At 73.1% G+C, this 22,454-nt stretch carries 18 protein-coding genes; 10 read left to right on the forward strand and 8 right to left on the reverse strand.

Annotated elements, in window-relative coordinates:
• The first annotated feature begins 39 nt into the window (after nucleotides 1–39).
• Genes kdd through Vse01_RS01770 form a run of 6 tightly spaced genes read left to right on the forward strand, consistent with a single transcriptional unit; the run spans nucleotide 40 to nucleotide 6,792 of the window.
• Nucleotides 40–1,149 carry an L-erythro-3,5-diaminohexanoate dehydrogenase gene (gene kdd / locus Vse01_RS01745; protein WP_170863332.1) on the forward strand — a complete coding sequence of 370 codons (1,110 nt, stop codon included), beginning with the start codon at nucleotides 40–42 and terminating at the stop codon, nucleotides 1,147–1,149.
• Between the two features lie 4 nt (nucleotides 1,150–1,153).
• On the forward strand, nucleotides 1,154–2,722 hold the full coding sequence (locus Vse01_RS01750) for an amidohydrolase (RefSeq protein WP_093402358.1): 1,569 nt from the start codon (nucleotides 1,154–1,156) through the stop codon (nucleotides 2,720–2,722).
• Complete coding sequence (gene kamD / locus Vse01_RS01755) at nucleotides 2,719–4,323, forward strand: lysine 5,6-aminomutase subunit alpha (RefSeq protein WP_093402359.1); 1,605 nt, start codon at nucleotides 2,719–2,721, stop codon at nucleotides 4,321–4,323. Before Vse01_RS01750 ends, kamD begins: the two co-directional genes overlap by 4 nt.
• A complete protein-coding gene (gene kamE, locus Vse01_RS01760) occupies nucleotides 4,320–5,075 on the forward strand; it encodes a lysine 5,6-aminomutase subunit beta (RefSeq protein ID WP_093402360.1) in 756 nt (251 codons plus the stop codon). Before kamD ends, kamE begins: the two co-directional genes overlap by 4 nt.
• Nucleotides 5,072–5,464 (forward strand): 3-aminobutyryl-CoA ammonia lyase, encoded by a 393-nt coding sequence (gene kal, locus Vse01_RS01765; RefSeq protein ID WP_093402361.1) that lies wholly within the window; start codon nucleotides 5,072–5,074, stop codon nucleotides 5,462–5,464. The genes kamE and kal overlap by 4 nt, the downstream gene beginning before the upstream one ends.
• Nucleotides 5,461–6,792 carry a glutamate mutase L gene (locus Vse01_RS01770; RefSeq protein ID WP_093402362.1) on the forward strand — a complete coding sequence of 444 codons (1,332 nt, stop codon included), beginning with the start codon at nucleotides 5,461–5,463 and terminating at the stop codon, nucleotides 6,790–6,792. Before kal ends, Vse01_RS01770 begins: the two co-directional genes overlap by 4 nt.
• A gap of 444 nt (nucleotides 6,793–7,236) precedes the next feature.
• Here Vse01_RS01770 and Vse01_RS01775 read toward each other — a convergent pair whose 3' ends face one another.
• Nucleotides 7,237–7,815, reverse strand: coding sequence for a helix-turn-helix domain-containing protein (locus Vse01_RS01775; RefSeq protein ID WP_093402363.1), 579 nt, complete (start codon nucleotides 7,813–7,815; stop codon nucleotides 7,237–7,239).
• Nucleotides 7,816–7,886: 71 nt separating this feature from the next.
• Here Vse01_RS01775 and Vse01_RS01780 point away from each other — a divergent pair, with 71 nt between their 5' ends.
• From Vse01_RS01780 to Vse01_RS01795, 4 genes are all read left to right on the forward strand, one after another.
• Nucleotides 7,887–9,467: an FAD-dependent oxidoreductase gene (locus tag Vse01_RS01780; protein ID WP_093402364.1), complete on the forward strand. Its 1,581-nt coding sequence runs from the start codon at nucleotides 7,887–7,889 to the stop codon at nucleotides 9,465–9,467.
• 147 nt (nucleotides 9,468–9,614) lie between these two features.
• Nucleotides 9,615–11,198 (forward strand): apolipoprotein N-acyltransferase, encoded by a 1,584-nt coding sequence (lnt, locus tag Vse01_RS01785; RefSeq protein ID WP_232511110.1) that lies wholly within the window; start codon nucleotides 9,615–9,617, stop codon nucleotides 11,196–11,198.
• Between the two features lie 41 nt (nucleotides 11,199–11,239).
• Nucleotides 11,240–12,019 carry a polyprenol monophosphomannose synthase gene (locus Vse01_RS01790; protein ID WP_093402490.1) on the forward strand — a complete coding sequence of 260 codons (780 nt, stop codon included), beginning with the start codon at nucleotides 11,240–11,242 and terminating at the stop codon, nucleotides 12,017–12,019.
• A 135-nt stretch (nucleotides 12,020–12,154) separates the two neighbouring features.
• Nucleotides 12,155–12,712 carry an FxsA family protein gene (locus Vse01_RS01795; RefSeq protein ID WP_093402365.1) on the forward strand — a complete coding sequence of 186 codons (558 nt, stop codon included), beginning with the start codon at nucleotides 12,155–12,157 and terminating at the stop codon, nucleotides 12,710–12,712.
• A 54-nt stretch (nucleotides 12,713–12,766) separates the two neighbouring features.
• Here the strand turns inward: Vse01_RS01795 and Vse01_RS01800 are convergent, their stop codons facing one another.
• The 7 genes from Vse01_RS01800 to Vse01_RS01830 all read right to left on the reverse strand — a co-directional run bounded on the left by Vse01_RS01800 (nucleotide 12,767) and on the right by Vse01_RS01830 (nucleotide 22,431).
• A complete protein-coding gene (locus tag Vse01_RS01800) occupies nucleotides 12,767–13,108 on the reverse strand; it encodes an RNA polymerase-binding protein RbpA (protein ID WP_046564157.1) in 342 nt (113 codons plus the stop codon).
• A 274-nt stretch (nucleotides 13,109–13,382) separates the two neighbouring features.
• Entirely contained in the window at nucleotides 13,383–13,976 is a 594-nt protein-coding gene (locus Vse01_RS01805; RefSeq protein WP_093402366.1) for a pyridoxamine 5'-phosphate oxidase family protein, read from the reverse strand.
• A 53-nt stretch (nucleotides 13,977–14,029) separates the two neighbouring features.
• Complete coding sequence (locus Vse01_RS01810; RefSeq protein ID WP_093402367.1) at nucleotides 14,030–15,187, reverse strand: coiled-coil domain-containing protein; 1,158 nt, start codon at nucleotides 15,185–15,187, stop codon at nucleotides 14,030–14,032.
• 58 nt (nucleotides 15,188–15,245) lie between these two features.
• Nucleotides 15,246–17,444: a glycosyl hydrolase family 95 catalytic domain-containing protein gene (locus Vse01_RS01815; protein ID WP_093402368.1), complete on the reverse strand. Its 2,199-nt coding sequence runs from the start codon at nucleotides 17,442–17,444 to the stop codon at nucleotides 15,246–15,248.
• On the reverse strand, nucleotides 17,441–18,514 hold the full coding sequence (locus Vse01_RS01820) for a LacI family DNA-binding transcriptional regulator (protein WP_093402369.1): 1,074 nt from the start codon (nucleotides 18,512–18,514) through the stop codon (nucleotides 17,441–17,443). The genes Vse01_RS01815 and Vse01_RS01820 overlap by 4 nt, the downstream gene beginning before the upstream one ends.
• On the reverse strand, nucleotides 18,511–20,958 hold the full coding sequence (locus tag Vse01_RS01825) for a beta-glucosidase family protein (protein ID WP_093402370.1): 2,448 nt from the start codon (nucleotides 20,956–20,958) through the stop codon (nucleotides 18,511–18,513). The genes Vse01_RS01820 and Vse01_RS01825 overlap by 4 nt, the downstream gene beginning before the upstream one ends.
• A 255-nt stretch (nucleotides 20,959–21,213) precedes the next feature.
• Complete coding sequence (locus Vse01_RS01830; RefSeq protein ID WP_093402491.1) at nucleotides 21,214–22,431, reverse strand: ROK family transcriptional regulator; 1,218 nt, start codon at nucleotides 22,429–22,431, stop codon at nucleotides 21,214–21,216.
• Nucleotides 22,432–22,454 lie beyond the last annotated feature (23 nt).

Consider the following 22,454-nt stretch of genomic DNA (forward strand, 5'->3'; position numbering starts at 1 on the left):
TTTCGGTTGAGAAATTATTCTGCCGTAAGTTTTCCCGCCATGCGAGTCCAAGGCGAAGCTTCAGGCGGTCAGACAGGGGAGGTTGGCGTGACGTCACCGGTGGGTCTGCATCGCGTCCTGGAGCCCGGGGGCGTGTTGCCTCAGGCGGCCTGGCGGCTCGACACGCGTCCGGAGATCGCGCCGAACGAGGTGCGGATCCGGGTGGAGCGGCTGAATCTGGACGCGGCGAGTTTCCGGCAGTTGTCCGTCAAGCACGGCGGGGACGGCGACGCGATCCGGGCCGAGGTGCTCGACATCATCGCGACCCGGGGAAAGATGCAGAACCCGGTGACGGGGTCGGGCGGCATGCTGATCGGCACGGTCGAGGAGGCGGGGCGACGTTCGCCGTTGGGGCTCAAGGCGGGCGAGCGGGTGGCCACGCTGGTGTCGCTGACGTTGACTCCGCTGGTGGTGACCGACGGGTTGGCCGGCTGGGATGGCCGGAGCGAGCAGGTGCCGTGTGCGGGGTGGGCGATTCTGTTCGCCCGGTCGGTCGCGGCGGTGCTGCCGGGGGATCTGGATCCGCAGCTGTCTCTGGCGGTGTTGGACGTGTGTGGTGCGCCGGCGTTGGCGTCGCGGGTGGTGTCCCGGTACGTGGCCGAGCGGGCGGTCGAGGGGGAGGCCCGACCGGTGACGGTGGCGGTGGTCGGCGGCGCGGGCAAGAGTGGTTCGTTGGCGCTGGCGGCGGCGCGGCGGGCGGGCGCGGGCCGTACGGTCGGGGTGGTGCCGGTGGTCGCGGAGCGCGAGGCGCTGGTGGCGGCGGGTCTGGCCGATGCGGTGGTGTTGGCCGACGCCCGTGATCCGGTGGCGTTGTCGACGGCGGTGACGTCGGCGCTCGGGGTGCCGGCGGACGTGACGGTGGTGTGCGTGGATGTGCCGGGTTGTGAGCACGGGGCGGTGTTGGCGACTGCGGACGGCGGCACGGTGATCTTTTTCTCGATGGCGACGAGCTTCGCGGCGGCGGCGTTGGGTGCGGAGGGTCTGGCGGCGGACGTGACGATGCTTGTCGGCAACGGGTACGTGCCGGGGCACGCGGAGTTGGCGTTGGGTCTGCTGCGGGGTGAGCCGGGGGTGCGTGGGCTGTTCGAGGCTCGGCTGGCGGCAGACTGAGCTCATGACGAACAACCCCTCGACGTTGTACCGCGCTGGTGTGTTGCACTGCCCGGCGGATCCGTCCGCGACGGCGTTGCTGGTCCGTGACGGGCGGATCGTGTGGCTGGGTTCGGATGCCGACGCTCCGTCGGCGGACCGGGTGGTGGAGCTGGACGGTGCGTTGGTGACGCCGGCTTTCGTGGATGCGCACGTGCATGTCAGCGACACGGGTCTGGTGTTGTCCGGGCTGGATCTGTCCGGGGCGCGGTCGGCCGGTGAGTTGTTGGACGCGGTGTCGGCGTACGCGGCGGGGCTGCCGGCGGACGCGGTGGTGCTGGGTCACGGGTGGGACGAGTCGACGTGGGCGGTGGCGCAGCCGCCGTCGGCGGCGCAGTTGGGGCGGGCGGCCGGTGGTCGGCGGGTGTACCTGTCGCAGGCGTCGATTCATTCGGCGTTGGTGTCGGAGGCGTTGTTGGCGGCGTGTCCGGAGGCGGTTGCCGCGCCTGGGTACGACGAGTCGGGTTGGCTGCGTCGGGACGCGCATCATGTGGTGCGGGCGGTGGCGCGGGCGTCGGTGACGCGGGCGCAGCGGGTGGCGGCGCAGCGGGTGGCGTTGGGGCATGCGGCGTCGGTGGGGATCGCGGCGGTGCACGAGTGTGGTGGGCCGGAGATTTCCGACGAGGAGGATTTCACTGGCCTGTTGGGGATTTCCGGTGCGGGGGTGCCGGAGGTGTACGGGTACTGGGGTGAGTTGGGTGGTGCGGCGCGGGCGCGGGAGTTGGGTGCGGTCGGTGCCGGCGGTGATCTGTTCGCCGATGGTGCGTTGGGTTCGCGGACGGCGCATCTGTCGGAGCCGTATGTCGATGGTGACGGGTGTGGTCACGGTTATCTGAGCGCGGACCAGGTTCGTGATCATTTGTTGGATTGTGCGGCGCACGGGATGCAGGGCGGGTTCCATGCGATCGGTGACGCGGCGGTGTCGACGGTGCTGGAGGGTTTCGCGGGGGCGGCGCGGCGGTTGGGTACGGATCGGTTGCGGGCGGCGCGGCATCGGGTGGAGCACGCGGAGATCGTGGATCGGCGGTTGATCGCCGGGTTCGTGGAGTTCGGGGTGGTGGCGTCGATGCAGCCGGCGTTCGACCGGTTGTGGGGTGGCGCGGGCCGGATGTACGAGTCGCGGTTGGGGTTGGCGCGGTCGTTGGCGTCGAATCCGATGGGTGCGATGCACGGGGTCGGGGTGGCGTTGGCGTTCGGGTCGGATTCGCCGGTGACGCCGTTGGATCCGTGGGGTTCGGTGCGGGCGGCGGTGGCGCATCACAACCCGGTGCAGCGGATGAGTGTGCGGGCGGCGTTCGCGGCGCATACGCGGGGTGGTTGGCGGGCGGTGCATCTGGACAACGAGGGGGTTCTGGCGTTGGGTGCGCCGGCGACGTTCGCGGTGTGGTCCACGCCTGCGGGGGTGGAGCGGGGGTTGCCGGTGTTGCAGGCCGCGGATCCGGAGGCGCGTGGCGCGGATGATCCGACGCCGTTGCCGGTGTGCCGGCGCACGGTGTTGCGCGGTGAGGTGATCTATGAGGAAGGGTCCGCGTGACGGGGAAGCTTGATCTGGATCCGGTGCTGGTGGCGCGGGCGCGGGAGTTGGCGCGGCGGGCCGGGCGGCCGGTGGTGGAGTTGGCGCGTAGCCACACGACGGTGTCGGTGGAGCGGGCGGTGTTGCGGCTGGCCGGGGTGGTCGGGGCGGATCCGGACGGTATTCCGTGGGTGAACCGGCTGGTGGATGCGGTGGTGGCGGATGTCGGGTTGGGTCACGGGGTGGCGTTGCCGGTGTTCGACGCGCTGGTGCGGGAGCAGACCACGGATGTGACGTTGCTGGCGCAGAAGGCGGCGGCGGGGTCGGTGCGGTTCCAGGTGCCGTCCGGTCGGGCGGCGACGGCGGCGCGGCGGGCCGCCCGTAGGGCGGTGGCGGCGGGGATCCGGCGGATCGATCGGCGGCGGGCCGAGCGGGACCGGTTGGTGAGGCGGTACGGGGATCCGAGGCAGCGGCCGTGGATCTATCTGATCGTGGCGACGGGGGACATCTACGAGGACATTCCGCAGGCGCAGGCGGCGGCGCGGGCCGGGGCGGATGTGATCGCGGTGATCCGGTCGACGGGGCAGTCGTTGCTGGACTATGTGCCGGAGGGGGCGACCCGGGAGGGGTTCGCGGGCACGTATGCGACGCAGGAGAACTTCCGGTTGATGCGGGCGGCGTTGGACGAGTCGTCGAAGGAGTTGGGTCGGTATGTGCGGCTGACGAATTACGCGTCGGGGTTGTGCATGCCGGAGATGGCGACGCTCGCGGGTCTGGAGCGGTTGGACATGATGCTCAACGATTCGATGTACGGGATTCTGTTCCGGGACATCAATCCGGTGCGGACGTTCGTGGATCAGCGGTTTTCGCGGCAGGTGCACGCGCGGGCGGGGATCGTCATCAACACCGGTGAGGACAACTACCTGACCACTGCGGATGCGGTGGACGAGGCGCACACGGTGACGGTGTCGCAGTTGCTGAACGAGTATTTCGCGCATGAGGCGGGGCTGGCGGACTGGCAGTTGGGGTTGGGGCACGCTTTTGAGATCAACCCGGATGTGCCGGAGTCGTTTCGCCTGGAGTTGGCGCACGCGTTGCTGGCGCGGGAGTTGTTTCCGGATGCGCCGTTGAAGTGGATGCCGCCGACGAAGCACATGACCGGGGACGTGTTCCGGGGGAATCTGCTGGACGGGTTCTTCAATCTGGTGGGCACCATGACGGGGCAGGGCATCCTGCTGGTGGGGATGATGACGGAGGCGGTGGTGACGCCGTGGTTGTCGGACCGGGACATCGCCTTGCAGAACGTGCGGTACGTGCTCGGTGCGGCGGGTGGGTTGCACGAGGATTTCGTGCCGGCGCCGGGTGGGTTCATCCAGCAGCGCGCCCATCGGGTGCTGGCCGAGGCGGTGGGGTTGTTGGAGCGGATCGGTGCGCAGTCGGTGTTGACGGCGATCGCCGAGGGCACGTTCGGGATCATGAAGCGGCCGGCGGATCGGGGTAAGGGTCTGGACGGGGTGGCGCGGCATGAGGCGGGTTACTACAACCCGGCCACGGAGATCCTGGAGCAGCCGGGTGCGGGCGGGCGGGTGCCGGGGTCGCGGTCCGAGGAGGTCCGGCCGTGAGCGAGCAGAAGATCGTCCGGCCGTACGGGGACACCACCGGGGACGGCATGGTGCAGGTGTCGTTCACGTTGCCGGTGCCGCATGACAAGCGGGCCGAGGGTGCGGCGGTGCAGTTGGCGAACAAGATGGGTGTGGATCCGGCGTTGCTGGTGCACGCGAAGCCGATCGGTGACGGGTTCACGTTTTTTGTGGTGTATGGGCGGGTGAACCATCTGGTGGACCTGTCGGCGGTGCGGGTGGTGGAGCGGGATTTCCCGTTGCTGGGCGCCAAGGAGGTCAACGCGGTCGTCAAGCGGCGGTTGCGGCGGAAGTTGTCGGTGGTGGGGGCGTGTATCGGTACGGACGCGCACACGGTGGGTATCGACGCGATTCTCAATGTGAAGGGGATCGCGGGGGAGAAGGGTCTGGAGTACTACCGGGAGTTGTCGGTGACGAACCTGGGTGCTCAGGTGAGTGTGCCGGAGTTGGTGGAGGCGGCGCGGGTGGCGCGGGCCGATGCGGTGCTGGTGTCGCAGGTGGTGACGCAGCGGGATGCGCATCTGCACAACACGCGGGAGATGTCGGCGGCGTTCCGGGAGGCGATGCCGGCGGGGCGGCGGCCGTTGTTGATTGTGGGTGGGCCGCGGTTCGACGAGTCTCAGGCCGCTGAGCTGGGGGTGGATCGGATCTTCGGTCGGGGTACGACTCCGGGTGAGGTGGCGTCCTATCTGGTCCACGCGTTGATCACGGGTAGGAAGGCGACGGTGGCATGACTGACCGGCGGTTGGGTGTGACGGTGACTCATCGGCGGTATGTGCCGTACGCGCACGCGCACTACGCGGGTGATCTCGTCGATGGGGCGTACGCGTTGGGTTTGTTCGGGGATGTGGCCACCGAGGTGTGTATCCGTACCGACGGGGACGAGGGGTTGTTCGCGTCGTATTCGGATGTGCAGTTCAAGGCGCCGATGCGGGCTGGTGACGTGCTGGAGGTGGTGGCGACGGTGACCCGGGTGGGTACCCGGAGCCGCACCATCGACTTCGAGGCCCGGGTGGTGTGTCGGGGGCGGCCGGATCGGGGTTCGTCGGCGGCGGAGGTGTTGGCCGAGCCGTTGGTGGCGGTGACGGCGACCGGCACGGTGGTCGTGCCTGCTGCGGTGTGAACGTCGCGGTCTGCGCCGACGTGGGTTCGACGTACACGAAGGTCGCGGTGGTCGATCTCGACGGTGGTGGGTTGGTGTCGACGGCGGCGGCGCCGACCACTGTGGGGTCGGATGTGCTGCGGGGCCTGGACGCGGCGGTGGGTGCGGCGACCGTCGGGCTCACCTCGGGTGAGGTGCCGTGGTTTGTGTGTTCGTCGGCGGGCGGCGGGTTGCGGCTGGCGGTGATCGGCTACGAGCCGTTGGTGACCGCGCAGGCGGGTCGGCGGGTCGGCCTGTCGGCGGGGGCGGACGTGGTGCATGTGGCGGCCGGGCGGCTGGGTCGGGCGGAGTTGACGGCGTTGCGGGCGGCCCGCCCGGACGTGGTGCTGCTGGTGGGTGGCACGGACGGCGGGGACGCGGAGACGCTCACGCACAACGCGACGCGGTTGGCGCGGGCCCGGTGGCGGGTGCCGGTGGTGTTGGCGGGCAACGTCGATGTCCGTGCCGACCTGCACGGGTTGTTGGCCGGGGCGGGGGTGCCGGTGACGGTGGCCGACAATGTGCTGCCCCGCATCGGGGTGTTGGCGCCGTTGTCGGCGCGGTCGGCGATCCGGCAGGTGTTCCTGCGGCATGTGATCGGCGGTAAGGGGTTGTCGCGGGGTGGCCGGTTTGCCCGGCTGGTGCGGGCGGCGACGCCGGACGCGGTGCTGTCGGGGGTGGAGGTGCTGGCTGACGTGGCCGGCGGTGACCTGGTGGTGGTCGACGTGGGTGGCGCGACGACGGACGTGTATTCGGTGCTCACGCCGGATGAGCGGGCCAGTGGGCCGGGCCGGGAGGTGGCCGGTGAGTTGTGGCGGGCTCGGACGGTCGAGGGGGATCTGGGGGTGCGGTGGAGCGCCCCGGGGGTGGTGCGGGCGGCCGTGGCGGAACGTCTGCTCGCGGCGGGGGCGGTCGACGGGTTGGCGGCTGAGGCCGCGGTGCGTGCCGCCGATCCCGGTTTTCTGCCGGGCGACGCCGTGGGGCGGGCCGTCGATGCCCGGATCGCGGCGTTGGCGGCGACGGTGGCGTTGCGTCGGCATGCCCGTGGGGTGGGCACCGGTGAGCGGGCCGGCCGGGATCTGCGGGACGTGCGACTGCTGGTCGGTTCTGGTGGGGTGCTGCGGCACGCTCCGGCCAACGACGCGGCCGGGGTGTTGGACGCGGTGTTGACCGACCATGCCGGTGGGTGGGCGTTGCCGCGGGCGGCGCGGCCGGTGGTGGACACCGACTATGTGCTGGCCGCCGCCGGGTTGCTCGCCGACGGGCATCCGGTGGCGGCTCGGGGGTTGTTGCGGTCGTTGCTCGTTTGACCAGGGTGGACGGCGGCGGTCGCGGGTAGGTCGGCGGGTGGTTGTCGGGGTTGCCGCCGCCGCGACACGCCGGGGTGGTGCGACGACTCGTCGGGGGTGGGTTGACAAGGCCGGGGGTGGGCCACGTACCGTCTTTGAGTCCTACCACGGGAAGCGGCTGTTGTTCGCTTCGTCCCTTCGTCCGCTGGCCGAGCGACACGGTGCATGTTCAGTCGCGGCGGCCAGGTCCAGCGGGCGGGGGTCGGCGGGGCGGCGCGAACCGGCCGCGGTTACCGGTGTACGGGCAGGATGGGGTGCACGGCCAGTAGACAACGGTCAGGCGGGGACAGCCAGTCATCGTCGGGTCGGTCCGAAGGTCGGCGTGCCACATTCCGCCGCACCGGCCGGGAGGGGCCTGGGAGCATCGGGGCGCGGCATATGCCGCGCCCCGACTTCGTTTCTGGTTCAGGTTGCGGGGCGGGCGCGTACGTGCAGGCGTTCGCCCTGCGGGCCGAACAGGTTGAGCACTTCGGTGGTTTCGGGGCCGGGGTTGGTGACGCAGTGCGGTATCCGGGTGTCGAACTCGGCGACCTCGCCGGGGGTGAGCAGCAGGTCGTGCTCGCCGAGGCGTAGTCGTAGCTGGCCGGAGAGCACGTACAGCCACTCGTAGCCCTCGTGGGTCTGTGGCTGCGCCTCGGCGGGGGTGTGTGGGGGCAGGATCTGTTTGAACGCCTGCAGGCCGCCGGGGCGGCGGGTCAGCGGCAGGAAGGTGATGCCGTGGCGGACGATGGGGCGGGGGCGTACCCGGGGGTCGCCGACGGCGGGTGCGCCGACCAGTTCGTCCAGGGGCACCTGGTGGGCGCGGGCCAGCGGCAGCAGTAGTTCCAGGGTGGGGCGGCGTTGCCCGGATTCGAGCCGGGACAGGGTGCTCACCGAGATGCCGGTGGCGTCGGAGAGTTCGTTCAGGGTGGTGCCGCGTTGTTTTCGCAGGGCGCGTAGTCGGGGTCCGACCGCTGCCAGCACCGCCGCCTCCTCGTTTGCCATAACAGCAACATTACTTGTCGATCGGCGGGGTTGGTTGCAGGGTGTGAGGCATCACCGACGAGGGGGCGGCAATGGACGACAGGTATGACGTGGTGGTGGTCGGCGGCGGGGCGGCCGGGTTGGCCGGGGCGCTGACGCTGGCCCGGGCCCGGCGCAGGGTGCTGGTGGTGGACGCGGGGGAGCCGCGTAACGCCCCGGCCGCCGGGGTGCACAACTATCTCGGGCGGGAGGGCACGCCGCCGGGGGAGTTGGTGGCCGTGGGCCGTGCGGAGGTCACCGCGTACGGCGGGCAGATCGTGGCCGGGCGGGTCGACGCGGTCGTCCGCGACGACAGCGGCTTCGTGGTCACCGTCGACGGGGGGCGTACGGTGCGAGCCCGGCGGCTGCTGGTCACCACCGGGCTGGTCGACGAGTTGCCCGAGGTGCCCGGGTTGACGCAGCGGTGGGGGCGGGACGTGCTGCACTGCCCGTACTGTCACGGCTGGGAGGTCCGGGACCGGCGGATCGGGGTGCTGGCCACCGGGCCGCTGGCCGTGCACGGGGCGAAGCTGTGGCGGCAGTGGAGCCCGCATGTGCGGCTGCTGCTGCACGACGGCCCGGCGCCCGGCCCGCAGGAGGCCGAACAGTTGGCGGCCCTGGGTGTCCCCGTGGTGCCCGGGCGGGTGGTGGCCGTGGAGACCGCCGAGGACCGGCTGACCGGGGTGCGGTTGGCTTCCGGCGAGCTGGTGGAGCTCGACGCGGTGGTGGTCGCCGCACGGATGACGGCCCGCTCGGCGTTGCTGGAGTCGCTCGGGTTGGTCCCGGTAGACGTGGAGCATTCCGGTCACGTCATCGGTCGGCAGATTCCGGCCGATGCCACCGGCGCGACCTCCGTACCGGGGGTGTGGGTGGCCGGCAACGTGGCTGATCTGTCCGCCCAGGTGATTCGTGCCGCGGCATCCGGTACGACCGCCGGCGGGATGATCAACATGGATCTGGTGGAGGAGGACACCCGCGAGGCGGTGGCCGAGCACCGGCGGCAGCGGGAGACCATGTTCACCGAGGCGGCGTGGGAGGAGCGTTACCGGTCCAAGCCGGCGGTGTGGAGCGGCCGACCGAACCCGCAGCTGGTCACCGAGGTCAGCGAGTTGACGCCCGGTCGGGCGCTGGACGTGGGCAGCGGTGAGGGCGCCGACGCGGTGTGGCTGGCCGAGCGGGGCTGGCAGGTCCATGCGGTGGACATCTCCACCGTCGCGTTGGCCCGGGCCGCCGGTCACGCCCAGGCCGCCGGCGCGGAGGTGGCCGCCCGGATCGAGTGGACCCACGCCGACCTGTTCGAGTGGTCACCGCCGTCCGGCGCGTACGACCTGGTGTCGGCGCAGTTCATGCAGCTGCCGCCGCCGCAGCGGCGGGAGGTCTTCGCCCGGCTGGCCGACGCGGTCGCGCCCGGTGGGCGGCTGCTGATCGTCGGGCACCACCCGGCGGACCTGCCCAACTCCGGGCATCGCCTGCACTATCCGGAGATGATGTACACCGCCGAGGAGGCCGCCGCGGAGCTGGACCCGGACCAGTTCGAGGCGCTCACGGTGCAGGTCCGGCCCCGCACCGTGACGGATCCGGACGGGCGTGAGGTGGTCCATCACGACGCGGTGCTGCTGGCCCGCCGCCGTTGACTGTCACTCCACCACCGGGGCGGGGGTCGGGTCGTCGGCGGACGATCATGGCGGGCGGGTAGCCTTCGGCGCGTGATCGCGCCCGACCCGCCCGTGACGACCGTGGACCGTGCCGCCGGGTCCGACCCACCGCCACCTGCCCCGGCGGTGGCCGGCCCGGTGCGCCTGCCGGTGGCCGTCGCCATGGCGGTGGCCGCGGGCCTGGCGTTGCTGCTGGCCTTCCCTCCGTACGGGTGGTGGCCGCTGGCGCCGGTCGGGGTGGCCCTGTTGGCGGCCGCGACCCACCGGCGGCGGCTGCGGGCCGGCGCCGGTCTGGGCTTCCTGACCGGTCTGGCCCTGTTCGCGCCGTTGCTGGCCTGGACGAACCTGCACACCGGTTACCTGCCGTGGGTGTTGCTGTCGTTGTTGCAGGCCGGCTACCTGGCGGTGCTGGGGATGGCCACGGCGTGGGTGTCGCCGCTGGCCGACCGGTTCCCGGCGGCGTGGCCGGCGCTGACCGGCGTGCTGTGGGTGGGGCAGGAGGCGCTGCGCGACCGGACGCCGTTCGGCGGGTTCCCGTGGGGTCGGCTGGCGTTCGGCCAGGACGAGTCGCCGCTGCTGCGGCTGGCCGCGCTCGGTGGTGCGCCGCTTGTGACGTTCGCGGTGGCGCTGTCCGGTGGGCTGCTGGTCGCCGGGGCGTGGTGGACGGCACGGGCCCGCCGCGGCACCGGTGGCCCCCGCTGGTGGGCGCCCGCGGCCGGGTGTGCCGCGGCGGTGCTGCTGCTGTTCGCCGGTGGGCTGGCGGTGCCGGTGGCCACCACCCGGGACACGGCGAGTGTGACGGTGGCGATCGTGCAGGGCAACGTGCCGCGGCTCGGGTTGGATTTCAACGCGCAACGGCAGGCCGTGCTCGACAACCATGTCGACGCCACCATCGCCCTGGCCGGCGAGGTCACCGCCGGCACCCGACCCCGACCGGATCTGGTGGTGTGGCCGGAGAACTCCAGCGACATCGACCCGCTGCGCAACGCGTCGGCCGGGGCGCGGATCTCCGCCGCCGCGGACGCCGTCGGGGTGCCGATCCTGGTCGGCGCCGTGCTGTTCGGGCCGGAACGGGGGCAGGTGCGCAACGCGGGACTGCTGTGGCGTCCGGGCAGCGGACCCGACCTGGAGCAGCTGTACGTCAAACGGCATCCGGTGCCGTTCGCCGAGTATGTGCCGCTGCGCCGGATCGCCCGGATGGTCAGCGACCAGGTCGACCGGGTACGGGCCGATTTCGTGGCCGGCACCGAGGCTGGGGTGGTCGACAGCGGGCCGGTGGTGCTCGGCGACGTGATCTGCTTCGAGGTCGCCTACGACGGGCTGGTCCGCGACACCGTCGTCGGTGGGGCGCAGCTGCTGGTGGTGCAGACCAACAACGCCACCTTCGACGAGGCCGAGGCGCGTCAGCAGTTGGCCATGGTGCGGCTGCGGGCCGTCGAGCACGGGCGTGCGGCGTTGATGGCGTCCACGGTCGGGGTGTCCGGGTTCGTCACCCCGGACGGGCGGGTAAGCGACGCCACCGGGTTCAACACCCGCGCGGTCGTGGTGCGGCAGCTGCGGCTGACCGAGGGGCGCACGCTGGCCACCCGGGTCGGGGTGCTGCCGGAGGTGGTGCTGGCCGGGCTGGCGGTGGCTGCGCTGGCCGGCGCGGCGGTGCTGCGGCGTCGGCGGGACGGCCGACCGGTGCCGGGGGCCGCCCACCCGGGGTGAAGGGGGCAGCGGTGGTACGCGGAACCGACATCCGTCCGGTGATGACCGGGGTGCCCGGCGTGGGTCGGGTGCTGGTGGTCATCCCCACCTACAACGAGGCCGACAACGTGACCGCGATCGTGCGGCGGGTCCGCGTGGCCGCGCCGCAGGTGGAGATTCTGGTCGCCGACGACAACAGTCCGGACGGTACGGGCGGTATCGCCGAGGGCATCGCCCGCGCCGACCGGCGGGTGCACGTGCTGCACCGGGAGGGGAAGCAGGGACTCGGCGCGGCGTACCTGGCGGGGTTCGCGTGGGCGCGGCGGCGTGGCTTCGATGCGGTGGTGGAGATGGACGCCGACGGTTCCCACGCCCCGGAGGACCTGCCGGCGTTGCTGGCTGCGGCCCGCGACGCCGACGTGGTGATCGGATCGCGGTGGACCCGGGGCGCCCGGGTGGTGAACTGGCCGTTGCGGCGGCTGTTGCTGTCGCGGTGCGGCAACCTGTACGCGCGGCTGGCGTTGGGTATGCCGGTCGCCGACGCCACCGGCGGCTACCGGGTCTACCGGGCCGGGGTGCTGGACGCCCTGGATCTGGATTCGGTGTGTTCGCAGGGGTATTCGTTCCAGGTGGAGTTGTCCCGGCTGGCGCACCGTGCGGGTGCGCGGATCGTGGAGGTGCCGATCACGTTCGCCGAGCGGGAACGCGGCGCCAGCAAGATGAGCCCGTTGATCGTCGTGGAGGCGCTGTGGCGGATCACCGGCTGGGCGGTGCGTGACCGGCGTACGGCGGTGCGGCGTGGGCTGCGCGCGGCCACGGCTGGACAGGCGCGGTGGCCCTGAGCGCGGCTCGGTTCGCCACGGGCGAGCCTCCTCGAACCCGCGCTGAGCGGTCGCGTGTCATGCTTGACGAACGGGACGGCTGCGCCGCCGGGGCGGGGCCGCCACGATGAGGCGCCGTGAGGCGGTTGGGGTGAAATGCGCCGAACACTGAGGTTCGTACCGTTGGCTCTGCTGGTGTCCGTGGCCGTGGAGATCGCCGTGTTCGTGGTGGTGGGTCGGACGCTCGGGTTCGGTGCGGCGACGCTGCTGGTGTTCGCGGCCTCGCTGCTGGGTCTGGTGTTGCTGCGCCGGGAGGGCGTGCGGGCGTGGCGGGGTTTCCGGGAGGCGGCGCAGTCGGGTCGGCCGCCCGGTCGGCAGGTGACCGACGGGCTGGTGGGGCTGCTCGGTGCGTTGCTGCTGGCGACCCCGGGGCTGGTCAGTGGCCTGGTGGGGTTGCTGTTGCTGGTGCCGCCGGTGCGCCGGTTGACCCGGGGTGCGGTGCAGCGGGCCGCTGAGCGTCGGGTGTCGTCGATGACCGCCGGTGACCTGTTCGGTCCCCGTCGGGTGCGGGTGTACCGGGGTGGGCCGCAGCAGCCGGGGCAGGCTCCGCCGCCGCAGGGCCCGGCGACGACACCGCCGCAGACCTCCGCTGCCGGGACGCGTCCGGCGGTGGAGGGCGAGGCCATCGAGGGTGAGATCGTGGAACCGCGCTGACGTACGCGAAACGGCGCCCCCGGGACTTCCGGGGGCGCCGTTGACGTGAACGGGTCAGGCGCGGCCGCGACGGGTGCGAACCTCTTGCAGCCGTTCGGCCAGGATGTCCTCAAGCTCGGCGATCGAACGTCGCTCCAGCAGCATGTCCCAGTGGGTGCGCGGCGGCTTGGCCTTCTTCTGCTCGGGCTCGCTGCCGTCGACCAGCCGGGCCACGCTGCCGTCGAACTTGCATTCCCAGGTGGTCGGCACCTCGGCGTCGACGGCGAACGGCACCTCGAACTGGTGACCCTTGGCGCACAGGTACTCGCGGGTCTGCCGCGGCGCGAGCTCCGTGTTGCGGTCGGATTCGTAGCTGACCGCGCCCAGCCGGCTTCCGCGCAGCATACGCTCGCCCATGATCGACTTCCCCTCTTCGGTGGTGCAGGTCCTATCGGTGTAACGGTCCGTCTCCGCCGGGCCATTCCCACTCCCCGCGCCTCGACAACCCCGTACACCCGGGTGCGCAGTCCAGGGTAGCCGGCCATGACGTACGCCCGGCGAGGGTCGTCCCGGCCGGGTCGTCTCGGCGGACCGTCACCGCCAGCGGGAATGGTAACCGGCCGAGGTCGTCGCCCGGCGACGCAGTGGTTTGACGCGCCGGGCGGGCACCCGTTGGTGTGCGACGGCCCGGTCAGCCGGTCCGCGGTGTCGGTGGCAGCGGCAACGGCAGCCCCGGCAGACCGTCGATGCTGGTGGCGACGTTGTCCTTGCCGGCGAAGTAGGCGTCCAGCGACGTGTCGTCCTCCCGGGCGAAACGGCGGGCGTGCAGGTCCCGGTCGGTGTCGTAGGTCATCAGTGGCACCGCGTAGCCGCAGGTGTCGCGGATCAGCCGGGCGTGCACCACGATGACCGCCCGCAGGCCGTGCTGGGTGGCGTCGATGTCGGGGAAGTGTGCCAGCAGGTCGGGGAAGCGGGGGTCGTCACGGAACACCGGCTCGCCCCGGCCGTGTACCCGCACGATGTTGGGCGGGCCGGTGAAGGCGCACCACATCAGCGTGATCCGGCCGTTCTCCCGCAGGTGGGCGATGGTCTCGGCGTTGCTGCCGGCGAAGTCCAGATAGGCCAGCGTCTGCTCGTCGAGCACCGCGAGGCAGCCCCGCAGGCCCTTCGGGGACAGGTTGACGGTGCCGTCGCCGGCCAGCGGGGCGGTCGCGGTGAAGAACATCGGCTGTGCCTCGATGAACTCCCGCAACCGCCCCTCGATGCGCTCATGCGTCTTACCCATACCGCCATCCTCCCCCACCCCCACCCGCCGCCCGTCGCCGCGCCGGGTGGGGGTCAGGGGGTGGGGCGGGTGAGGGCGGTGGCCAGGTCGGCGACCTTCGCGGCCAGCTGCGCCACCCGCTCACGGGCACCGTCGCGGTCTGCCTCGGTGGCGCGTAGGCGTACCGTCAGCTCGCTCACCTGGCGCTCGGCGGCGTTGAGCGTCGCCCGTACGCCGGCCAGTTCCTCACCCAACCGGTCGGCGCGGCCGGCGAGCGCGGCCTGCTGCTCACCGGCCTGTCGGGCCTGCGTCCGGGCCCGTTCGCGGTCGGCCTCGGCCTGCGCCCGCGCCTGCTCCGCCCGGTCGGCCTCCGCCCGGGCCGCGGCCGACTCCGCCCGGGCCTGCTCGGCCTCGGCGCCAGCCCGCGCAGCCTCCGCCCGGGCCTGCTCGGTGTCCACTCGGGCCTGCTCGGCTGCGGCCCGGGTCTGGTTCAACTCGACCCGCAGCCGGTCGGCCTCGGCCAGCGTCGCGGCGCTGGCGGTGGCGGCCCGCTCCGCCTCGGCACGGGCGGCGTCGCGTTCGGCGACCAGGTCGTCGTGGCGACGACGCTCGGCGGTCAGGTCGGCGCGCACCGAGGTCACCTCGGCGCGGGCGGCGTCGCGATCGGCCTCGGCCTGCGAACGCAACGCCTGCGCGGCGGCGGCCTCCCGCCGCGCCTCGTCCCGGGCGGTCTGCGCATCCTGCGCCCGCTGGGCGGCCGATTCCGCCTGCTCGGTCGCGCGGGCGGCCTCGGCCCGGGCTGCATCCCGCTCGACGGTCGCCGCCTGAGCCTGCCGACGCTGCCGCTCGGCGTGGGCGTTCGCGTCCTCGGCGGCCCGCAGCGCCTCGTCGCGTTCGGTCTGCGCCGCCGCGATCTCCCCGGCGGTCTCCGCACGCAGCTGCGACAGCTGCCGCTGCACCCCGGCCGGGGACAACTCGGCGTGCAGCGCCTCGGTCAGGGTGTCCACGATCTGGTCGAGCCGGTCCACCGCCTCCCAGGTCCGGGCCACCTGCCCGGGCAGACCCGGGGCGTTGCGGTGCCGCATGCGGCTGTTCCGGGAGGCCCGCTGGCAGGCGCCGTCGTTGTCCCGGCAGTACCGGAACGGGCGGCCGGCGCCGGCCCGCTGCGGCACCTCCCGCCCACAGTGGGCGCAGGGGCGGGTGTCGGCGGCGGAAGTCGACTGAACGTCCATCGAACGGGCAGTCTAGTGCCCCGCCCAGCGCCGCCGACCAGGTCGCGGCGACGCCGGGCTACCCGGTGAAGGACACCTCGATCGGCTCACCGGCGGGCATCCTCCGCACCGTCTCGCCGTACGGGCTGCGGACGCGCAGTCGTCGAGGCACCGCCGAGACCAGCCGGGCCCGCACCGCACCCGGCCACCACGCCAACTCCTCGACGGTGACCCGCCCGGGACAGCGCACCCCGCGCAGGGTGCCACGGGGCAGCCCCGGCAACGGCGCCGGCAGCAGCCGCAGCCGGCCCGGCCGCCCCTGCACCAGCGCCTCGATCAGCACCGCCGGCAGGGCGTGCGCGGCGTCGGCGTTGTAGGTGACCCGACCCGGGTTGTGCGCGCTCATCAGCGACCGGAAGAACATGTCGTTGCCGACGATCTTGAGTAGGTTCGCTTCGACAAGTGGCCCGTCGTGCAGCCGGGCGGCGACCAGCGCCCGGTGCAGGCTGCCGTGCGCGGACAGGTTCTCCTCGCCCCGGCGGCGCAACGCCCGGTGCGCGGCGGCGGCCAGTTCCGGAGTGTCGTCGGGGTTGATCTCGTCCAGTGGCCACACCGGATACAGGTGGCTGACGTGGCGGTGGTTCTCGTCGGCCCGGTAACCGGGCCACGCCCACTCGGTCAACGCACCGTCGGCATCGCGGCGGTACGGCGGCAGCCGCGCCGCCAACCGCGTCCACCGCCGCTGGCCGGTCAGCGCGGCGGCCACCGTGAACGCGTGCCGCGCCGCAGCGAGGTCCATGGTGGCGTTGACCGCCACGTGCACCGCCGTGCCCGACTCGTCCAGCGGCCCGGTCTCCGCCGAGTACGACGGCACGAACCCCCACGTCCCGTCGTCGCCGGTGGCGGTCAGCACGTCGGCGAAGAACTCGGCCACCTCCACCAGCCAACCCGCCACCTCACCCAGCGGCTCCCCGGTCACCAGATGCCGCTCGTAGAGCGGGAACAGCAGCCAGTGCGCGCCCGGCAGCCACGCCGCGAACGGCCAGTCCGGATGCAGATGGAACAGGTGGCCGTGTTCGCCGTCGGTGCGGCTGGGCGCCAGCAGGCCGCGGGCGCCGTAGATGGCGCGGGCGTTGCGTCGCCAGTGTTCGACCTGGGCGCGTACCAGCCGGGCGTGTGCCTCGGTGACCTCCGGCAGGGCCGCCACGTTGGCCGAGGCCAGTTGCAGGTTGAGGTTGGCGTCGGTGGTGAAGTCGCCGGCCCAGGCCGCGTCCCACGAAGCGAGCCACAACCCGGTCAGCCGGGGTGGCAGCACACCACTGGCGCTGAGCAACAGGTAACGCCCGGCGTGGAACAGCCGCTCCAGCAGCGCCGCGTCCAGCGTGTGCGGGTGGGCGGCCTGCCGGGCCAGCAGGTCACCGACCGGCAACGCCCGCTGCGCCGCCGGCACCGCCAGGTCCAGCTCGACCCGCCGGTACGCCGGGGTGTGCCGGGCCGTGTGCCGGGCGAGCAGGTCACCGTAGCGGGCGTCGCGGTGGGCGGTCAGCCGGCGCTGCAACGCCCCGGTACGCCACCGGTCGCGCGGGCGGTCGAGGACCGTCAGCAGCAGGGCGGGCCCGTCGACGTGCACCTGGTCGCCGTCGATCTCGACCGCGCCGCGCAGCAGGGTCAACCCCTCGAAGCCGTACGCCGCGCCGGCGGTCGGGTAGCGGGCCCGCACCCGCAGGAAGACCAGCCCGTCGCGGCGGTACGCCGACACCGCGTAGCGCAGCCCGGCGGGGCGGCCGGGCAGTTCGCCGGTCGCCCCGACCCGGCAGGCTCCCATGTCCAGCCGGGTGACGATCAGCCGGTCGGTACGCGAGACGAACGAGCGGCGGCTTCCGCCGGCCCACCGCACCACGACCTCGCCGGTGTCGAAGTCGGTGTACCGGCGGTAGTCGCCCACCGGTGGGCCGTCGGCGTCGACGGTGAGCGCGAAGCCGGGATGAAACGACTGGGTCCAGCGCAGCATGCCGTCACCGGCCAGCAGCTGGCTGGCCTGCGCCCGCCGACCGGTCAGGATCAACCGCCGGATCCGGGGCAGCAGCGCGGCCAGCCGCGGCGGGCGGGCGTCGTGGGTGCCGTTGGGCAGCACGAACCGGTGGTGGTTGACCACGATGCGTTCGGCCCACGGCCGGCCGTGCACCATGATCCCGTACTCGCCGTTGCCGGCGAGCAGGGCGTCCTGCCAGTCGGTGGCCGGTGCGGTGTCCCAGATCCGGTGGACCGGACCGGTCACCGGGCTGCCGCCCGACCGTCGTGCGGCACCGGCGCGCCGGTGGCCGCGGCCGTGCTGTCCCGGACGGTCAGTCGGGGTTCCAGCAGCGTCACCTGCGGGGTCGGCTCGTCCCGCAGCTTGCGCATGAGCAGCGACACGGCCTGCCGGCCGATCTCCTCGGCGGGTACCGGCACCGAGGTCAGGCGGGGGCTGGCGTGCTCGGCGAACTGGTCCGGGCAGACGGCCACCACCGACACGTCATCGGGCACCCGTCGACCCAGTGCGGCCAGCGTCGCCTGCACCGGCCCGACCGCCGCCTCGTTCTGCACCACCAGGGCGGACAGCTCCGGTTGCCGGGCGAACAGCTCGACCACCCGTGCGTGCACCTCGGCGGCGTTCTCCTCGCAGGGCAGCGCGACCGCCTCAACGCCGTGCCGGGCCGCCGCCTCGACCACGCCCGCCCGGGTGCGGTGGGCGAATCCGGTGCCCCGGTCGTAGACGGCGGCAGGGGCGCCGAGCAACGCGATGCTGCGGTGGCCGAGCCCCGCCAGGTGTTCCACGCAGACCTGCCCGGCCCGGTGGAAGTCCAGGTCCACACAGGTCAGCCCGTCGGTCTCGGCGGGCAGCCCGATCAGCACGCTGGGCCGCCCCAGCCCGCGCAGCAGCGGTACCCGCACGTCGTGCAGTTCCACGTCCATCACCAGCACCCCGTCGACCAGGGCGCCGGCGGCGATGCGGTGCAACCCCTGCGGGCCCTCGTCGGAGGTCAGCAGCAGCACGTCGTGGTCGTGACCGCGGGCGGAGGTCACCACCGCCGTGGCGAACTGCATCACCACCGGCACCTGGATGCCCGAGCGCAGCGGCAGCACCAACGCGATGACGTTGGCGCGGCGGCTGGCCAGGGCCCGCGCGCCCGCGTTCGGGTGGTAGCCGAGCAACCGGACGCTGGCCAGCACCCGGTTGCGGGTCAGCTCCGAGATGGCCCGCTTGCCGCTGAGCACGTACGACACGGTGCTCACCGCGACACCGGCGTGCCGGGCCACGTCGGCGATGGTGGGTTGACCGGACGGTACCCGGCCCCGCCCGCTCACCGGACTCCGCTCGTGGCGTGCGGCCGGGCCGGCGGCGTGAGTGGCTCACCGCGTACGGCCACCGCGCCGACCAGCCGCACGTCGGTCGCGGAACGCCCGACCAGCACGGTGTGGGTGGCGTCCTCCACCACGAAGCTGCCCGCCTCGGCGTCCCACCAGCTCAGCTCGGCGCTGCGCAGCCGCAGCGTGACGGTACGCCGTTCGCCGGGGGAGAGGACGATCCGGGCGAAGTCGCGTAGTTGCCGCAGCGGCTGCTTCACCCGGGAGCGCCGTTGCCGGGTGTAGAGCTGCACCACCTCGACACCGGGACGGTCACTGGTGTTCGTGACGTCCACGCTCACCTCCACCTCCTCGCCGACGCTCACCGTCGTGGCGCTCAACCGCAGGTCGCGGTAGTCGAACTCGGCGTAGGACAGTCCGTGCCCGAACGGGTACAGCGGCTCACCCCGGTAGTACAGGTAGGTGGAGTCCGCGCCGATCACGTCGTAGTCGAGCAGGTCGGGCAGGTCGGCGGTGTCGGCGTACCAGGTCTGGGTGAGCCGGCCACCGGGGTCGACGTCGCCGAGGAGCACCTCGGTCAGGGCGCGGCCGTGTTCCTGCCCGCCGTGCGCCGACCAGAGCACCGCCGGCAGCTGCTGTTGTGCCCAGCCCAGCGCGTACGGGTAGCTGCTGGTCACCACCAGCACGGTGCGCGGGTTGGCGGCGTGCACGGCGCGCAGCATCGCCTCCTGCCGGGCCGGCAGGGCCAGGTCGAGACGGTCCTCGGTCTCGCGTCCGTTGACCATCGGGTGGTTGCCAAGGGTCACCACCGCCACGTCGGCGGCGGCGGCCAGTTCGGCGGCCCGCGCCGCGCCGTCGGTGACCAGGTCGATGCCGAAGCCGGTGCCGGCCTGCCGGTCGTCGCCGTCGACCCGCAGCCGGCCGTCCTGGTCCACGGTGACGTACCGGTCGGTGGCCAGGTGGCGCAGCAGCACGGTGCCGTCGGGCAGCGGGTCGAACTGGAAGGTTTCCCGGACCACCCAGCCGCCGGGGCCGGACCGGTCGTTGACAAGCGCGCCGTCGTCGTCGACGCCGACGTGGCGGCCGTTGCCGACGGCCCGCAACGCGATGGTGTCCCGACTCCAGTCGAACACGTCGAACGAGGCCGGGTCGTCGCCGACGGTCAGCGGCCCGCCCTCGGCATCGTCGGTGCAGCCCACGTAACGGTCACCCACCCGCAGCGCGATCCGGTCGGCACCCGGGTGGGTGGTGATCGTCGGCAGCCGCTCGGCCAGCCCCGCGAGGGTGCTGATCGCGTACGGCAGGGTGCCGCTGTACCAGTCGGTGTGCACGGTGTCGGCGAGCGGACCGAGCACCGCGATCCGCAGGTCGGGCGCGAGCGGCAGCAGCCCCCGGTTGCGCAGCAGCACGATGGACTGCCGGGCGGCCTCCCGGGCCAGGTCCCGGTGCGCCGGGCAGTCGATCACCTCCGGGCCGGTCTGGGCGTACGGGTCGGTGTGCGGGGGATCGAGGTCGCCCAGCCGCAGCCGGACGGTGAGCACCCGACGGACCGCCCGGTCCACGTCGGACTCGGTGATCAGTCCACGGCCCAGGGCCTCGGTGAGGTGTCGTCGGGTGGGCGCGCTGTCGGTGTCGTCCTCGGTGAAGCTGTCGATCCCGGCGCGTAGCGCCGCGGCGAATCCGTCGACGTGGTCGGGCAGGTGGCCCTGCACCCCGGCGATGTTGCTCACCGCCCCCGCGTCGCCGACGACGAGAACCTCGCCGGGCGCCCACCGGCGCAGCTCACCGTCGATCAGCGGGCTCAGGTGCGCTGGCACCCCGTCGACCAGGTTGTACGCGGCCATCGCGGCGACCGCCGCGTCGGCGGCGAGGGGGGCGCGGAACGCTGGAAGTTCGTACTCGTGCAGCACCCGGGGTGGCAGGTCGCTGGAGGTGGTGGCCCGGTCGGTCTCGTTGTTGTAGCCGAGGAAGTGCTTGACCGTGGGGGCGGTACGCAGCCGCTGAGGATGCCCGCCACGAAGCCCCTGGGCGTAGGCGGTGGCGAGTCGGCCGGTCAGCCACGGATCCTCCGACCAGCCTTCCTCGTTGCGTCCCCAGCGCGGGTCGCGCAGCGGGTTGACCACCGGCGCCCACACGTTGAGGCCGACGCGCTGCGGGTCGGTGTGGTGTTTGGCGCGTACCTCGACGCCGACGGCGTCACCGACGGCGCGTACCAGGTCGGGGTTCCAGCTGCTGGCCAGGCCGATGGCCTGGGGGAAGACGGTCGCCGGTCCGAGCCAGGCGACGCCGTGCAGTGCCTCGGTGCCGGTGCGGAAGCCGGGCAGGCCGAGCCGGGGGACGGGGGTCTGCCACTGGTGCAGCAGCCCGATCTTCTCCGGCAGGGTGAGTCGGGCGAGCAGGTCGTCGACGCGGTCTCGGATCGGGGGCGTGGTGCGGTCGGTCATGGTGGATCGCCTTCCAGTGCCCGGCGCGCCGGAGGTCGAAGCGCTTCGACGGCGGATGGCCGAGCGGCCTCGCAGGTCATGGTGGGGTGACGGTCGTCGGCCCGGACGCTGGCGAAGCGCTTCGACAAACCGTGGAAAGCAAGCCGCCCCGGGTGCCCGTGCGGAGCGGCTCGCTTCGAGGTTGGCACCTGGGACGGGTCGGGTCAAGACTCCGACCGGCCGAGCGGGTATCGACCGGTGACGTTGCCCGCCGGGTCAGCGGGCGGGCAGCCGTCCGGCCTCGACGGTGGCCAGTGCGGCGGTTGCGCCGCCGAGCGCGGCGGCCGTGTCCAGGGTGGAGGCTTCCAGCCGGCAGCCGCCGGCGCCGGGGGCGTGGGCCCGGGCGGCCAGCTCCGACCGGGCCGCCGGCAGCAGCCAGGGTGCCAGGGTGGCGAGATGGTCGCCGAGCACGACCGTCTCCGGGTTGAGCAGGTCGGCCAGGACGGCGACGCCGCGGCCCAGGTGCCGGCCGATCTCGGCCAGGCCGCTGCACACCCCCGGATCGTCCTGCCGGGCCAGCGCCACGATCCGGGTCAACTCCGGCAGGTAGTCGAGGACCGGGCCGTCGGCCTCGGCATCGGGCAGCAGCCGGTGTACCACGGCGGGCAGGCCGACCAGGGCGGTCAGGCAGCCGTGGACGCCGCAGGCGCACGACGGCCCGTTCGGATCCAGCGGCAGGTGCCCGATCGCCCCGGCGAAGCCACGCCCGCCGCGGAGCAGTCGTCCGGCGGCGATGATGCCGGCGTCGACGGTGAGACCGCCGGTCAGGTGGACCAGTTCGGTGGTGCCCGCGTGACCGCCGTGCCGCTGCTCGGCGAGGGCGGCCAGGTTGGCGACGCTGTCGACCCCGACGGCGAACTCCGGATCCCGCAGGATGGCGCGCAGTTCCGCCGCGACCGGCACGTCCCGCCAGCCCAGGGCGCTGGCCAGTGGCACCGCGCCGGACGGGTCGACAAGGCCGGGTACGCCGACGGTGAGGCCCAGCACGGTGCGGCCCTGCGCGGTGACCCGCCCGACCGCCCGCCGGGCGAGCGCGGCCAGGGCGCGCAGCGTCTCGGTGGGGGGCACGGTGGTCGCGGCGAAGGCCCGCCGCCAGGTCAGCAGCCGGCTGCCGCCTAGGTCGATGGCGACAGCCACCAGCTCGTCGGGGCCGATCTGCAGGCCCAGCGCGGCGTACGGCTCGCCGTCGAGGACCAGCATCGTGGCGGGTCGGCCGACCCGGTTCTCGGTGAGCCCGGTCTCGCGGACCAGCCGCTTGTCGATCAGCTCGGTCACCAGGCTGGAGACGGTGGCCTTGTTCAGGCCGGTGCGGGCGGCGATGTCGGCGCGGGAGCAGGGGGCGTGCAGGCGTACGTGCCGCAGCACCACCGCCCGGTTGGCGACGCGGACGTCACCGAGGTCGGTCGGCTGCGGTTCGTTGTGGATGCTGATCACGATCTGCCCGCTCCCTGCGCCGG

The sequence above is a fragment of the Micromonospora sediminimaris genome (assembly GCF_016863575.1).
Lineage (GTDB): Bacteria > Actinomycetota > Actinomycetes > Mycobacteriales > Micromonosporaceae > Micromonospora > Micromonospora sediminimaris.

Coding starts and splice junctions, on each gene's coding strand:
- Vse01_RS01750 (WP_093402358.1), top strand. CDS start 1,154: ATGACGAACAACCCCTCGACGTTGTACCGCGCTGGTGTGTTGCACTGC.
- Vse01_RS01810 (WP_093402367.1), bottom strand. CDS start 15,187: ATGGACGTTCAGTCGACTTCCGCCGCCGACACCCGCCCCTGCGCCCAC.
- Vse01_RS01800 (WP_046564157.1), bottom strand. CDS start 13,108: ATGGGCGAGCGTATGCTGCGCGGAAGCCGGCTGGGCGCGGTCAGCTAC.
- kal (WP_093402361.1), top strand. CDS start 5,072: ATGACTGACCGGCGGTTGGGTGTGACGGTGACTCATCGGCGGTATGTG.
- Vse01_RS01790 (WP_093402490.1), top strand. CDS start 11,240: ATGACCGGGGTGCCCGGCGTGGGTCGGGTGCTGGTGGTCATCCCCACC.
- Vse01_RS01775 (WP_093402363.1), bottom strand. CDS start 7,815: ATGGCAAACGAGGAGGCGGCGGTGCTGGCAGCGGTCGGACCCCGACTA.
- Vse01_RS01780 (WP_093402364.1), top strand. CDS start 7,887: ATGGACGACAGGTATGACGTGGTGGTGGTCGGCGGCGGGGCGGCCGGG.
- Vse01_RS01795 (WP_093402365.1), top strand. CDS start 12,155: ATGCGCCGAACACTGAGGTTCGTACCGTTGGCTCTGCTGGTGTCCGTG.
- Vse01_RS01805 (WP_093402366.1), bottom strand. CDS start 13,976: ATGGGTAAGACGCATGAGCGCATCGAGGGGCGGTTGCGGGAGTTCATC.
- kdd (WP_170863332.1), top strand. CDS start 40: ATGCGAGTCCAAGGCGAAGCTTCAGGCGGTCAGACAGGGGAGGTTGGC.
- Vse01_RS01825 (WP_093402370.1), bottom strand. CDS start 20,958: ATGACCGACCGCACCACGCCCCCGATCCGAGACCGCGTCGACGACCTG.